Raw genomic sequence first — 13,827 nt, 5'->3', positions numbered from 1 at the left:
GAAAAATGGGTCCGGGAATGGAAAGGGCGCTATGGTACTGGATGGCGGCGTTTTCGTCACGCGTCAAAATAGCCCCAGTTGCCCTGTCATGAGTGTAGCAAAATCATCGTCGACAAAAGGTAAAATTCCATCGGCGACAGGCATTAGCTGTCGCGTCAGATAGTGATCGTAGTCCAGCGGCGAGTGCTGATAATCCACCGGTTCCGGGCCGCTGGTGGTCCAGACGTATTTAATGGTGCCGCGATTTTGATACTGCGGCGCGCGGCCGCGACGTACGTTCTCTTCATCGGCCAGCCGCGCGGCGCGAACATGCGGCGGCACATTGCGCTGATACTCTGCCAGCGGGCGGCGCAGGCGCTTGCGGTAGACCAGCTGGCTGTCCAGCTCACCGGCCAGCAGGCTGGCGATAGTCTCGCGGACATAATCCTGATACGGCTCGTTGCGGAACACGCGCAGATAGAGCGTTTGCTGGAACTGTTGCGCCAGTGGCGTCCAGTCGGTTCGCACCGTTTCCAGGCCTTTAAACACCATGCGCTGGCTCTCGCCCTCCTGAATCAAACCGGCGTAACGCTTCTTACTGCCCTGCTCGGTACCGCGAATTGTCGGCATCAAAAAGCGGCTGAAATGGGTTTCAAATTCCAGCTCTAACGCGCTGGTTAACCGCTCTTTTTGCAAATGATTGCGCCACCAGTCGTTGACGAACGCCACCAGATTTTGGCCAATTTGCGCGGCGTCCTCTTCGCTGTGGGCGCCTTTCAGCCAGACGAACGTTGAGTCCGTGTCGCCGTAAATCACGTCATAGCCCTGGGATTCCACCAGCGCTTTGGTCTGGCGCATGATTTCATGCCCGCGCATGGTGATCGACGAGGCGAGACGGGGATCGAAGAACCGACAGGCGCTGGTGCCGAGCACGCCATAAAAGGCGTTCATGATGATCTTCAGCGCCTGAGAGAGCGGTTTATTGTGCTGACGCTTAGCTTCCTCGCGCCCGTGCCAGATTTGGCCGACGATTTCAGGCAGGCAGTGCTTTTCCCGCGAGAAACGCGCGCCGAGAAATCCTTCGGTGCTGTGCGCGTCATCCGGCTGGGCCATCCCCTCGACCAGGCCAACGGGATCGATCAGAAAGGTGCGAATGATCGACGGATAGAGGCTTTTATAATCCAGCACCAGGACCGAGTCATACAGGCCAGGCCTGGAGTCCATCACATAGCCGCCAGGGCTAGCCTGAGGCGGGACCTCGCCAAGATTTGGCGCGACATAGCCCGCGCGGTGCATGCGCGGAATATACAGATGGCCGAACGCAGCGACGGAACCGCCGTGACGATCGATCGCCAGGCCGTTGACGGTCGCGCGCTCCAGCAGGAACGGCATGATCTCCGTTTTGTGGAAAATCCGCGTCACCAGCTCGCAGTCCTTCAGGTTGTAGGTGGCCAGCGCCGGTTTGTCTTCATTGAAGCGCCGGTCAATCTCATCCATTCGATCCCAGGGATTGTCGATGGATTTCCCTTCGCCGAGCAGCTCCTGAGAGACGGCTTCCAGCGAAAACGAGGAGAAACTCCAGAAGGCGGATTTGAGCGCGTCGATACCGTCGATAATCACCCGCCCGTTAGCCTGCGCGAAGAACACGCCATTCTTAAAACCGTGCTCGCGCCACTCAAGCTCGCTGTTGCCGCGGCCCAGCATCAGCGGAATACGGTAACGCTCGGCATGCTTTTGCAGCACGCGCAGGTCAAACTGCACCACATTCCAGCCAATCAGGACATCAGGATCGTGAATGGCAAACCACTGGTTTAGCTTTTCAATCAGCTGTGGGCGGCTGGTGACATACTCCAGCTCAAAATCGAGGGCTGACGCATCACCGTTTGGCGGCCCGAGCATATAGACAATCCGCTGTCCGCAGCCTTCAAGGCCGATGCAATACAGCTCGCCGTGGCGCGTGGTTTCGATATCCAGCGACACCCATTTCAGGGGCGGACGGTAGTGGGGATTGGGTTTGAGGCGGGCGTTGAGCAGTTTGCCGCCCTGCGGCGTGCCGTCGACCCAGACGGGAGCGGTAATAAAACGCTCCATAAGAAAACGTTCCGGCGGGCGAATATCCGCTTCGTACAGCGTTACCCCGGCTTCTCGCAGCAGCTTTTCAAAGCGCATCAGCTGGCGATGGGCGCGGCAGTAAAGCCCGTAAACGGGCTGGCGGTGGAAATCGTTCAGCTCAAGCGGCGTGATGCGCCAGCCATTTTCCCCGCGTAACACCTCGCGCGTTTTTTCGACGTGCTGTTCCGGGATAAACGCCACGGACTCCTGTGGCGGCAGCGTGACGTTCAGCGGACCCTCGTCCGTCGCCAGCCAGAATTCCACTTCAGTACCCTGCGGCGTATCCCGCCAGTGTCGGGTCAGTAAAAAGCCTTCTCGCGCCTGCGTCACACACCGTCATCCCAAAAAACAAAACCAGGCGTGATTATAGCCTGGTTACGGATTTTTTGCTGGGTTTATATACAGGTGTGATTTTGCCGGATGGCGCTGAGCTTATCCGGCAATAATGTCCCTGTTCCCGAGTTACTGCCCGTAATACGCTTTCGCACCGTGCTTGCGCAGATAGTGTTTATCCAGCAGGGTTTGCTGCATATCCGGAAGCTGTGGCGCCAGCTGGCGGCAGAAGATCCCCATATAGGCGACCTCTTCCAGCACGATGGCGTTATGCACCGCATCCTCGGCGTTTTTGCCCCACGCAAACGGCCCGTGAGAGTGCACCAGCACGCCCGGCATTTGCGCCGCATCGATTCCCGCTTTTTCAAAGGTTTCGACGATCACGTTGCCCGTTTCCCACTCATACTCGCCGTTAATTTCCGCATCGGTCATTTTACGGGTGCAGGGGATGGTGCCGTAAAAATAGTCGGCATGGGTCGTGCCTGTCGCCGGAATGGATTGTCCTGCCTGCGCCCAGATGGTGGCGTGGCGCGAGTGGGTATGCACGATACCGCCAATCGACGGGAATGACTGATAGAGCAGGCGATGGGTTGGCGTATCGGAAGAGGGCTTTTTCTTCCCTTCGACCACTTCTCCGGTCGCGATACTCACCACCACCATATCCTCGGCGGTCATCACGCTGTAATCCACGCCGGACGGCTTAATCACAAACACCCCTTTCTCCCGATCGACAGCGCTGACGTTGCCCCAGGTGAGGGTGACGAGATGGTGTTTCGGCAGGGCCAGGTTGGCTTCCAGCACCTGCTGCTTTAATGCTTCAAGCATTCTGTTCTCCTTGCCGGATGGCACTTTGCTTATCCGGCCTGGGTTTATAAGCCCGGCAGACGACGTGCCGCCGGGCACGTGCTTAACGTTTTGAACCGTAATAGACTTCGTTCCAGCGCAGCGCGTCTTTAAACGCTGGCAGACGGGTGTCGTTATCGATGACGGTCAGCTCGATGTCGTGCAGCTCCGCGAACTGACGCATATCGTTCAGATCCAGCGAGTGGCTGAAGACCGTGTGGTGCGCGCCACCGGCCACGATCCAGGCTTCAGACGCGGTCGGCAGATCCGGCTGCGCTTTCCACAGGGCGTTCGCGACGGGCAGTTTCGGCAATGAATGCGGGGTCTCCACGGCATCCACGCAGTTCACCAGCAGGCGGAAACGATCGCCCAGATCGATCAGGCTGGCATTTATCGCCGGGCCGGTGCGGGTGTTGAAGATCAGACGGGCCGGATCGGCCTTGCCGCCAATGCCCAGGTACTGCACGTCGAGGATCGGTTTCTCTTCGACGGCGATGGATGGACACACTTCCAGCATGTGCGAGCCGAGCACCAGATCGTTGCCGTTCTCGAAGTGGTAGGTGTAATCCTCCATAAATGAGGTGCCGCCCTGTAGACCGGTCGACATCACCTTCATGATGCGAAGCAGGGCGGCGGTTTTCCAGTCGCCTTCGCCCGCAAAGCCGTAGCCTTGCTGCATCAGACGTTGTACCGCCAGGCCTGGCAGTTGTTTCAGGCCGTGCAGGTCTTCAAATGTGGTGGTAAAGGCGTGGAAGCCGCCCTGTTCCAGGAAGCGTTTCATCCCCAGTTCAATGCGCGCCGCATCGATGACGTTCTGGCGTTTATCGCCGTTGATCTGCGCCGCAGCAGTCAGGCGGTAGCTGCTTTCGTATTCGTCCACCAGCGCGCTGATATCGCCGTCGCTGATTTCGTTCACCACCTGCACCAGATCGCCCACGGCCCAGGTGTTAACGGAGAAACCAAACTTAATCTGTGCAGCGACTTTATCGCCGTCCGTCACTGCCACTTCGCGCATGTTGTCGCCAAAACGCACCACTTTCAGATGACGGGTATCCTGTTTGGAGACAGCCTGGCGCATCCACGAGCCGATGCGCTGCTGCGCGTGTTGATCCTGCCAGTGGCCGGTCACTACCCCGTGCTGCTGACGCATACGCGCGCCGATAAAGCCAAACTCGCGGCCGCCGTGCGCGGTCTGGTTCAGGTTCATAAAGTCCATATCGATGCTGTCCCACGGCAGGGAAGCGTTGAACTGGGTATGGAACTGCAGCAGCGGTTTATTGAGGATGGTCAGGCCGTTGATCCACATTTTGGCCGGAGAGAAGGTGTGCAGCCACACCACCATCCCGGCGCATTTGTCGTCGTAGTTCGCGTCGCGGCAGATGTGGGTGATTTCGTCTGGCGTGGTCCCGAGCGGTTTCAGCACCAGTTTGCACGGCAGTTTGGCCTCAGCGTTCAGGGCGTTAACCACATGCTCCGCGTGTTTCGTCACCTGTTGCAGCGCTTCCGGGCCGTATAAATGCTGGCTGCCAATGACAAACCACACTTCATAATTATTAAAAATGCTCATTATCGTGTCCTTAATGTGTCAGGGTTGCCGGTTTTTCCGCGGTGTTTTTGGCCGGGGCGGCGACAGGGAGATAGTGTTGTTCGGCGCTTTTTGACCATTGCAGGTAGCGCTGATAAAGCTGCTCGAAGCGTTGGGCCTGCTGAGGGCGCGGCTGGAGCGTGCTCTCGACGGCGCTCGCCATGTGCTGTTGAGCGGTCGGAATATTTGCGTGAACACCCGCCGCGACTGCCGCGAAAATGGCGGCCCCCAGGGCACAGCACTGATCGGAGGCGACGATCTGCAGCGGACGGTTCAGCACGTCGCAGCAGGCCTGCATGATCACCGGGTTTTTACGCGCGATGCCGCCGAGCGCCATCACCTCGTTCACGGCGATGCCCTGCTCGGTGAAACACTCCATGATGGCGCGCGCGCCAAAGGCGGTGGCCGCAATCAGACCGCCAAACAGCGCAGGGGCGTCAGTTGCCAGGTTGAGATCGGTAATCACGCCTTTAAGACGCTGGTTGGCAAACGGCGTGCGACGACCGTTGAACCAGTCGAGCACCACCGGGAGATGATCAAGGGACGGGTTTTTCGCCCAGGCTTCCGTCAGCTGCGGGAGAAGCTGTTTTTTGCTGGCCGCGATCTGCGCTTTCAGCTCCGGATGCGTTTCCGCCAGCTGATCCAGCGGCCAGCCGAGCACGCGGCCAAACCAGGCGTAGATATCGCCGAAGGCGGATTGTCCGGCCTCCAGCCCGATAAAATCAGGGACCACGCTACCGTCCACCTGGCCGCAAATACCTTTCACGGCGCGGTCGCCGACGCTGGCTTTATCCGCGGTGAGGATGTCGCAGGTGGAGGTACCAATCACTTTCACCAGTGTATTAGGCTGTGCGCCCGCGCCGACGGCACCCATATGGCAGTCGAACGCGCCGCCGGAAATCGCCACGTTTTGCGGCAAGCCCAGACGCTGCGCCCACTCTGCGCTCAGGGTTCCGACCGGAATGTCGGCGGTATAAGTGTCGGTAAACAGCGGATATTTCAGGCTTTGATTGATAATCGGATCGAGTTCATCGAAGAACGCCGCAGGTGGCAGACCGCCCCAGCTCTCATGCCACAGGGATTTATGCCCGGCGCTGCAGCGTCCACGGCGAATATCCTGCGGGCGGGTAGTGCCCGACAGCAGGGCCGGTACCCAGTCGCACAGCTCAATCCATGACACGGCGGCCTGCGCCACGTCACGGTCGGCACGGGTGACGTGCAAAATCTTGGCCCAGAACCATTCGCTGGAATAAATGCCGCCAATGTAGCGGGAGTAGTCCGCTTTTCCAGGCTGATGGCACAAACGGGTGATGGCTTCGGCTTCTTCAACCGCAGTATGGTCTTTCCACAGCACGAACATGGCGTTCGGGTTGTCGGCAAACTCAGGGCGCAGCGCCAGCACGCGGCCTTCGGCATCGACGGGGGCAGGCGTTGAGCCGGTGCTGTCCACGCCAATACCGACGATCTGTGCGCGCTGATCTTCGCTCAATTCGGCCAGAACGTTTTTGATCGCCGCTTCCATCGATTCGATGTAATCGCGCGGATGATGGCGGAACTGATTATTTGGCGCATCGCAATAACGCCCCTCTTGCCAGCGCGGATACCACTCAACGCTGGTCGCTATCTCCTGGCCCGTACGACACTCCACCGCCAGGGCGCGTACTGAGTCACTGCCAAAATCGAGGCCAATCGCAATTGCCATTTATGTTGCTCCATCAAAAAACGGGTATGGATCAACATTAGAGATTGAGGGAGAAAATCGTCAGGCAGGATCCGCTAATCTTATGGATTAAATTGCTGTTGAGGTGGAAAGTGTGACGTTGTGCAAATATTCAATGTGGACATTTCTGCCGCAGTTATAGACACTTTTGTTACTGCTGATTTGCACGAGATCGTGGATGAATCTGGGGTAAAGGCCGAGACAAAGCGGAGTTAAAAGAGAGGGCAGGCGATGTGATTCTCTTAAAGACCCGTTTTTATACCGCTTTTATAGATATGGACAATTTGTTTCCTTATTGACCGTCGGGAGTGACCTGTTTATGGCCGAAACACAAAACGATCCCCTGTTGCCGGGGTACTCCTTCAACGCCCATCTGGTGGCGGGGTTGACCCCTATCGAAGCCGAGGGTTACCTCGACTTTTTCGTCGACCGCCCGCTGGGCATGAAAGGCTATATCCTGAATATCACTGTGCGCGGTGAGGGGGTGATCAAAAATAATGATCGGCAATTTGTCTGTCGCCCTGGCGATATTTTGCTGTTCCCGCCGGGAGAAATTCACCACTACGGTCGGCATCCTGATGCAAAAGAGTGGTATCACCAGTGGGTCTACTTCCGCCCGCGTGCTTACTGGCAGGAGTGGCTGGCCTGGCCGTCGATTTTCGCCCACACCGGTTTTTACCGGCCCGACGAAGCGCATCAGGCGCAGTTCCGCGAGCTTTTTGCCCAGATCATCGAAGCCCAGGCGGGCGGGCGCTACGCCGAGCTGCTGGCGATCAATCTGCTCGAACAGCTGTTGCTGCGGCGCATGGAGGCGATTAACGCCTCCCTTAATCCGCCGCTGGACAATCGCGTGCGCGACGCCTGCCAGTACATCAGCGATCATCTGTCGGACAGCCAGTTTGATATCGCGGGGGTCGCGCAGCACGTCTGCCTGTCGCCGTCGCGCCTGTCGCACCTCTTCCGTCAGCAGTTGGGGGTGAGCGTTCTGAGCTGGCGCGAGGATCAGCGCATCAGCCAGGCCAAACTGCTTCTCAGCACCACGCGTATGCCGATTGCCACCGTGGGGCGTAACGTCGGCTTTGAGGATCAGCTCTATTTTTCCCGCGTCTTCAAGAAATGCACCGGCGCCAGCCCGAGCGAATTCCGCGCCGGATGTGAGTAAAACGTAAATAAAACGAAACAAACAGGTGAAGTCTGGCGGCACCCGGTAAACTATTCAGACAATTGTTGTCTTGACGAGGCAGGAAGCACTTCGCAGAATCCCTGCTCTGTTATCTGACCGGAATCGTTATGCAGGCATTGCTGGAACATTTTATTACGCAGTCCGTGGCCTACTCGCTGATCGCTGTCGCGCTGGTCGCCTTTCTGGAATCGCTGGCGCTGGTGGGGCTGATTTTACCTGGCACTGTCATGATGGCGGGCCTCGGTGCGCTGATTGGCAGCGGCGAGGTGAACTTCTGGCAGGCGTGGATGGCCGGTATCGTTGGCTGTCTGCTGGGCGACTGGATCTCTTTCTGGTTAGGCTGGCGCTTCAAAAAGCCGTTGCACCGCTGGTCGTTCATGAAAAAGAACAAAGCGCTGCTCGACAAAACCGAGCATGCCCTCCATCAGCACAGTATGTTTACCATTCTGGTCGGGCGTTTTGTCGGCCCGACGCGTCCGCTGGTGCCGATGGTTGCCGGGATGCTGGATCTGCCCGTTTCAAAATTTATTCTGCCCAATATCATCGGCTGCGTCTTCTGGCCGCCGTTCTATTTCCTGCCGGGCATTCTGGCCGGTGCGGCGATTGATATCCCCGCCGATGCGCAAAGCGGCCATTTTAAATGGCTGCTGTTAGCCACCGCGCTGCTGCTGTGGGTCGCGGTGTGGCTGTGCTGGCGCCTGTGGCGCAGTGCGAAAGCCGGTACGGATCGCCTCACCCAATATCTGCCGCGTGGCCGCCTGTTGTGGCTGGCGCCCTTGACGCTCGGGGTGGCCGTGGTGGCGCTGGTGGCGCTGATTCGTCATCCGCTGATGCCCGTGTATGGCGAGATTTTGTTGAAGGTGGTGAGCCGGTAGGCGATTTTCAGCCGCCACCAGGCCTGAGATTGCCCGGTGGCGCATTGTTTGCCGGGCTTACTGCGGCTGCATTATTCCCAACAACGCTGAGGCACTTGCCTTCCCGCTTATCAGCTCCTGCGTTTCCCCATCCCAGGCGATGCGCCCGTCGGCAATCACGACGGAGCGCGCCGCGATTCTGGCGGCGTCTTCCACGCTGTGCGAGACCATCAGCATGGTGAGATTTTTTTGCTGACACACCTCTTTTACCAGCAACAGCATCTCCTGACGCAGGGCCGGGTCGAGGGCCGAGAACGGCTCGTCGAGGAGCAAAATTGGCTGTTCCCGCACCAGACAGCGAGCCAGCGCGACGCGCTGACGCTGCCCGCCAGAAAGCTCACCAGGCAGGCGTTCGAGAAATTCATTCAGCCCCATCTGCTGAGCAATCGCTTCGAGTTTCTCACGCTGAAGCGCCGTCAGCTTGAGGCCGGGGTCCATTCCCAGGCCGATATTCTGTCGCACCGTCAGATGGGTAAACAGATTATTTTCCTGAAACAGCATCGACACCGGGCGCTGGGACGGCGGCGTGTGGGTGTGCGTTTGCCCGTCGATCAGCATCTTGCCGCGCGCCGGGGGCAGGAAACCGGCAATCAGATTGAGCAGCGTGCTTTTCCCGGCACCGCTTGGGCCGAGAATGGCAATCATCTCTCCGCGTTCGACGGAGAGCGTAAAGCGCATTGGCAGGTGCTGATAAAGCCAGGTTACATCAGTCAGTTTTAGCATCGCGCCCCGGAAGTTTTTCGATAACGGTGAAGAGGGTAAAGCACAGCAGCAGCAAGAGCAGGGCCGTCACGGCACCATCCTGACTGCGATACGAACCGATTTGCTGATACAGCCAGAACGGCAGCGTGCGGAAATCGTCATTACCAAACAGCGCCACTACGCCGAAATCGCCAATCGACAGCACGCTGGCAAAAGCCAGCGCCTGCGCCAGAGGGCGTTTCAGGGCGCGGAGTTCAACGACCCTCACTCGCTGCCAGCCGCGCATCCCCAGCGACTGACAGAGCAGAGTGTAGCGGGCGCTCAGGTCGCGCATCGGGTTTTCGAGCACTTTCAGGGCATAGGGAATCGCCATCAGCGCGTTGGTGAAAATGACGATCCCGTCGGCGTGCTCGGGTAATCCGATGGTGCTGTTAAACAGCAAAAAGAACCCGGTCGCCAGCACGATGCCCGGCATCGCCAGAATCAACATCCCGCTTAGCTCCAGCGCTTGCCCGGCGATTCGGGAGTGGCGGGCGTAAAGCTCGCGGCTGCTCCAGAGCAGCATCATGGTCAGCAGGACGCACAGCAGCCCGGCGCCGAGGGCAATTCGCAGCGACGTCCACAACGCCTGCCACAGCACCGGCTGTTGCAGCACCGAGATCAGATTCAGATTGAGACCATCCACTACCACTGCCAGCAGCGGCGGGAGGAGTAACAGCAGTGCAAGTACAATAAGCAGGAGATCGCTCAGGCGGCTGCGCAGGCTGTCCTGCGGATCGCGCCAGCCGTTCACCTGATGGCTCCCCACTGCAATGGCTTTGCTAAGGCGCTGGCTGAGCAGGACCAGCCCCAGACAGCAGAACATCTGGATCATCGCCAGCAGCGCCGCACGACCCGGATCGTAGTCGTAACTCAGGGCCTGATAGATCGCCAGCTCAATGGTGGTGGCCTGCGGGCCGCCGCCCAGCGACAGCACCGTGGCAAAACTGGCGAAGCAGAGCATAAAAATTAATGCTGCAACGGGCGGGATCTGCCGCTGCAGCCATGGCCACTCAACAAAGCGAAAGAAGGCAAATCCGCGCATTCCGAGCTGGGCGGCCAGCTGTCGCTGTTCACCAGAGATATTTTCCAGCGCCTGTAAGAACAGTCGCGTCGCCATGGGCATATTGAAAAAAACGTGGGCCAGCAGGATGCCCTGCAGGCCGTAAGGCGAAAATGTCCATTCGATGCCAAACGCATTTAACAGCGTGGCGATCCACCCCTGGCGCCCATACACGCTCAGAATACCGAAGACGGCGACCAGTACGGGCAGGATCAGCGTCATCGCGCACAGGCGCAGCAGCGCTTGTCTTCCGGGGAAACGGCGGCGATAAAGCGCCCGTGCCAAAAAGATCGCCGGGACGACCGAGAGCAGGGCTGAGAGAAATGCCTGCCAGAAGGAGAATCGCACCACGTGCCAGAGATAGCTATCGTGCCACAGCGCGGCGAGATCGCTTTGCGGTGCGTTCAGCCACAGGGCAAGAAAAGCCCCCAGGCTCACCACCACCATCAGCGTGGCGGCAGTCAGCCCAGGGAGCAGCCAGCCGGGAATTAGCGGCTGACGGCGCGTTGCCATTCACTGATCCAGGCGGCGCGTTGAGTGGAAACCTGCTGCGGGGTGAACTCCAGCGTGGTTTGCGGTTTGCTCAACTGATCGAAGCCCGCAGGCAGTTTCACGTCGGTCACCGGATACATCCAGTTGCCCGTCGGGACGGCGTTCTGGAACGCAGGCGAGACCATAAATTTCAGGAACTTCTCGGCCAGTTCCGGCTCTTTGCTGGCCGCGGTGCGGGCGGCGACTTCCACCTGCAGATAGTGGCCTTCGGCAAAGTTAGCGGCGGCGTAGTTGTCTTTTTTCTCTTCGATAATGTGGTAGGCCGGCGAGGTGGTGTAGCTCAGGACCAGATCGCTTTCGCCTTTCAGGAACAGGCCGTAGGCTTCACTCCAGCCTTTGGTGACGGTAACGGTTTTCGCCGCCAGTTTTTGCCAGGCTTCCGACGCTTTATCGCCGTACACTTTTTGCATCCACAGCAGCAGGCCAAGGCCCGGTGTGCTTGTGCGTGGGTCCTGATAAATCACGCGCCATTTCTGGTCGCTCTCGACCAGCTCTTTCAGGCTTTTCGGCGGATTCTTAAGCTTGTTTTTATCGTAGACGAAGGCGAAATAACCGTAATCGAAGGGGACAAAGGTGTCGTTTTTCCAGCCGCCCGGAACGTTCACCGCATCGGCGGCGATACCGCTTTTGGCAAAGAGTTTGGTTTGCGAGGCCGCTTCCAGCAGGTTGTTATCCAGGCCCAGCACCACGTCGGCCTTGCTGTTTTTACCCTCCATCCGCAGACGGTTGAGCAGCGAAACGCCATCTTCCAGCGCCACGAATTTCAGTTCGCAGTGACAGTCGGCTTCAAAGGCTTTTTTGACCACCGGGCCTGGGCCCCAGTCGGCGGCAAAGGAGTCGTAGGTGTAGACCGTTAAAACGGGCTTGGCAAACGCAGGCAGCGCGAAGAGCGCCAGCAGGGGGAGAACTTTTTTTAACACTTTGCACCTCAAAGTTGAGTGGCAAAGGATTTTGAGCGACAGCCTCAAATCCCTTCGCCGGCGTTATCCGGATCAGGTTCGACGGGTATTATCTCAGCGCACATCATCGATGCAGCACCCCGTTGAGAACGGCGGTATTGTAATGATTTGGTGAATATTACGAAAGTGTTATGGTTCCGGCGGCGCAAACCAGGCGGATTTAAAGTCAAACCAGCCGAGCGTGTTCATGCGTAAGCCGCGCATACTGCGCTGTCCCTGGATCATCAGCCAGTGGTGGATCAGTGGTACCATCGCCTGCTGGGACAGCAACTGCTGGCACCAGACCGCCAGATTCATCTCTCCGGCGCGCCACTGAGCGGCGTCCTGCTGCCAGTCGCGGGCAATGCAGTGCTGGATCAGCGGGATCTCATACAGATGCGAGAAGAGCGAGAAATCGAGCGGCAGAGTGAAGTTCGCGCTGTTGAGCCAGATATCGCTCACCGCTTCGCCGCGATGCCATTCATCGTAATCCACCTCCTGAATTTCCAGCGTCACGCCTTCCGCGGCCAGCAGTTTGCTCATGATGCGCGCAATAAAGCGGTGCTCAACGTGTTCGCGATAATAGGTGAGGGTAATGGTTTCCAGCCCGGCGGGCTTTTCGCCGCGCCCAGGACGGGCGTGGTGCCAGCGGGGCAGCAGCCCGTAGGCCGGGAACCAGTAGGTCTGGTGCTGGTCTTCCGCCTGATAGATCAGATTGGCGGGGGCGAGGATCTGGCTTATCCACTGGCGCACCTCGCTGCTGGCACCCCGGTGGGTGCGGGCGTCAAACAGCAGATAGTAGCAGCCCTCTTCGAGGCGACTTTCGACGGCTTTTTCGCCTTCGGTCGGGCCTTCCAGCGTCAGGCCGGGGCTGAACTCTTCGCTGATGTCCGGCAGCACCCAGACATTCACCTCGTCAATCAGCGCGCGGTAGCCAAAGTAGTCATCGAAGGCGCGGATTTTCAATTGGTTACTGTTATTGCGCATCACGGCGTAAGGGCCGGTGCCGACGGGCTGGCTGGCGAAACTGGGCATGCTCTCCCATTCATGAGGCAAAATCATCGACGGGACATAGCCCATCAGCCACGGCAGCCACTGGTCAGGCTCGGAAAGCTCGATATCCAGCGTCCAGGCGGTGGGAGAGTGAATGTGTGCGATGTGGGAGTAGAGTGGCAGCCCGCGAGCGCGCTGCAGAGAAGCGATCACATCGTTCATCTCCAGCTCGCGGCCATGGTGAAAATGGATGCCGGGACGCAAAAAAAAGCGCCAGTGCAGCGGAGAAAGTTGCTGCCAGTGATGCGCGATGTCGGCTTCCAGTTCCCCGTTTTCCTCATTTATGCGCGTCAGGCCGCTAAAGATTTGTCGCGCCATGTGCGTTTCGGAGCGGCGTAGCGCCGTGCCCGGCAGCAGGTTTTTCATCGGACGGTAGTAGAGCACGCGCAGGATGTGCTTTCCCTGGCGGAAGCTGCGGCCCAGATGGGAGACCAGCATCTGGCGGACGGCGGCTTTATCGCCCACCAGCTGCACCAGCTGATCGATGCGGTCCTGCTCCAGCAGGTCTTCAGCGCGCTGCTGTTGTAAGGCCAGACCGGTATACAGGAAGGTTAAGCGCGAACGCTTTCCGCGCCCTGCTTCCGCCTCCCAGTTCAGCCAGCCCTGCTGCTGCATGGTGTTCAACAGCGTGCGCATGTGGCGGCGCGAGCAGTTCAGCAGTTCCGCCAGTTCGTTCAGCGTGGTCTCTTTTGACTGGCCTTCGCAGCACTGCCAGAGGCGGATAAATTGTTGTTGCAGACGACCAGACGGCATAAAAGGGGAACTCCTGACAAAAAATCAGCAATTTATTAATCCTCATATTAAGCCAATA

At 58.6% G+C, this 13,827-nt stretch carries 10 protein-coding genes and 1 riboswitch; of the genes, 2 read left to right on the top strand and 8 right to left on the bottom strand.

What is annotated here, in order from left to right; all coding sequences use genetic code 11:
• Positions 1 to 63 precede the first annotated feature (63 nt).
• The 4 genes from polB to araB all read right to left on the bottom strand — a co-directional run bounded on the left by polB (position 64) and on the right by araB (position 6,554).
• Positions 64 to 2,421, bottom strand: a complete 2,358-nt coding sequence (gene polB / locus OVA10_RS21020; protein ID WP_268196735.1) for a DNA polymerase II — start codon at positions 2,419 to 2,421, stop codon at positions 64 to 66.
• Between the two features lie 132 nt (positions 2,422 to 2,553).
• Entirely contained in the window at positions 2,554 to 3,249 is a 696-nt protein-coding gene (gene araD / locus OVA10_RS21015; RefSeq protein WP_100777665.1) for an L-ribulose-5-phosphate 4-epimerase, read from the bottom strand.
• An 82-nt stretch (positions 3,250 to 3,331) separates the two neighbouring features.
• Positions 3,332 to 4,834 (bottom strand): L-arabinose isomerase, encoded by a 1,503-nt coding sequence (araA, locus tag OVA10_RS21010; RefSeq protein WP_100777664.1) that lies wholly within the window; start codon positions 4,832 to 4,834, stop codon positions 3,332 to 3,334.
• A gap of 10 nt (positions 4,835 to 4,844) precedes the next feature.
• Positions 4,845 to 6,554: a ribulokinase gene (gene araB, locus OVA10_RS21005; protein ID WP_268196734.1), complete on the bottom strand. Its 1,710-nt coding sequence runs from the start codon at positions 6,552 to 6,554 to the stop codon at positions 4,845 to 4,847.
• Positions 6,555 to 6,891: 337 nt separating this feature from the next.
• Here araB and araC point away from each other — a divergent pair, with 337 nt between their 5' ends.
• Positions 6,892 to 7,734 (top strand): arabinose operon transcriptional regulator AraC, encoded by an 843-nt coding sequence (gene araC, locus OVA10_RS21000; protein ID WP_100777662.1) that lies wholly within the window; start codon positions 6,892 to 6,894, stop codon positions 7,732 to 7,734.
• 128 nt (positions 7,735 to 7,862) lie between these two features.
• Positions 7,863 to 8,630: a DedA family protein gene (locus OVA10_RS20995; protein ID WP_102104584.1), complete on the top strand. Its 768-nt coding sequence runs from the start codon at positions 7,863 to 7,865 to the stop codon at positions 8,628 to 8,630.
• A 57-nt stretch (positions 8,631 to 8,687) separates the two neighbouring features.
• Here the strand turns inward: OVA10_RS20995 and thiQ are convergent, their stop codons facing one another.
• The 4 genes from thiQ to sgrR form a co-directional block, all read right to left on the bottom strand.
• Positions 8,688 to 9,392, bottom strand: coding sequence for a thiamine ABC transporter ATP-binding protein ThiQ (gene thiQ, locus OVA10_RS20990; protein ID WP_268196733.1), 705 nt, complete (start codon positions 9,390 to 9,392; stop codon positions 8,688 to 8,690).
• Positions 9,376 to 10,986, bottom strand: coding sequence for a thiamine/thiamine pyrophosphate ABC transporter permease ThiP (gene thiP, locus OVA10_RS20985; RefSeq protein ID WP_268196732.1), 1,611 nt, complete (start codon positions 10,984 to 10,986; stop codon positions 9,376 to 9,378). The genes thiQ and thiP overlap by 17 nt, the downstream gene beginning before the upstream one ends.
• On the bottom strand, positions 10,962 to 11,945 hold the full coding sequence (thiB, locus tag OVA10_RS20980; RefSeq protein WP_268196731.1) for a thiamine ABC transporter substrate binding subunit: 984 nt from the start codon (positions 11,943 to 11,945) through the stop codon (positions 10,962 to 10,964). Before thiB ends, thiP begins: the two co-directional genes overlap by 25 nt.
• A gap of 31 nt (positions 11,946 to 11,976) precedes the next feature.
• A riboswitch (TPP riboswitch) is annotated at positions 11,977 to 12,077 on the bottom strand.
• A 36-nt stretch (positions 12,078 to 12,113) separates the two neighbouring features.
• Positions 12,114 to 13,769 carry an HTH-type transcriptional regulator SgrR gene (gene sgrR, locus OVA10_RS20975; RefSeq protein ID WP_129035432.1) on the bottom strand — a complete coding sequence of 552 codons (1,656 nt, stop codon included), beginning with the start codon at positions 13,767 to 13,769 and terminating at the stop codon, positions 12,114 to 12,116.
• Positions 13,770 to 13,827: the final 58 nt, after the last annotated feature.

Source organism: Lelliottia sp. SL45 (assembly GCF_026672535.1).
Taxonomy (GTDB): domain Bacteria; phylum Pseudomonadota; class Gammaproteobacteria; order Enterobacterales; family Enterobacteriaceae; genus Enterobacter; species Enterobacter nimipressuralis.
The sequence above is the reverse complement of the archived record's forward strand: the minus strand, read 5'-3'. Positions and strand labels throughout refer to the sequence as shown.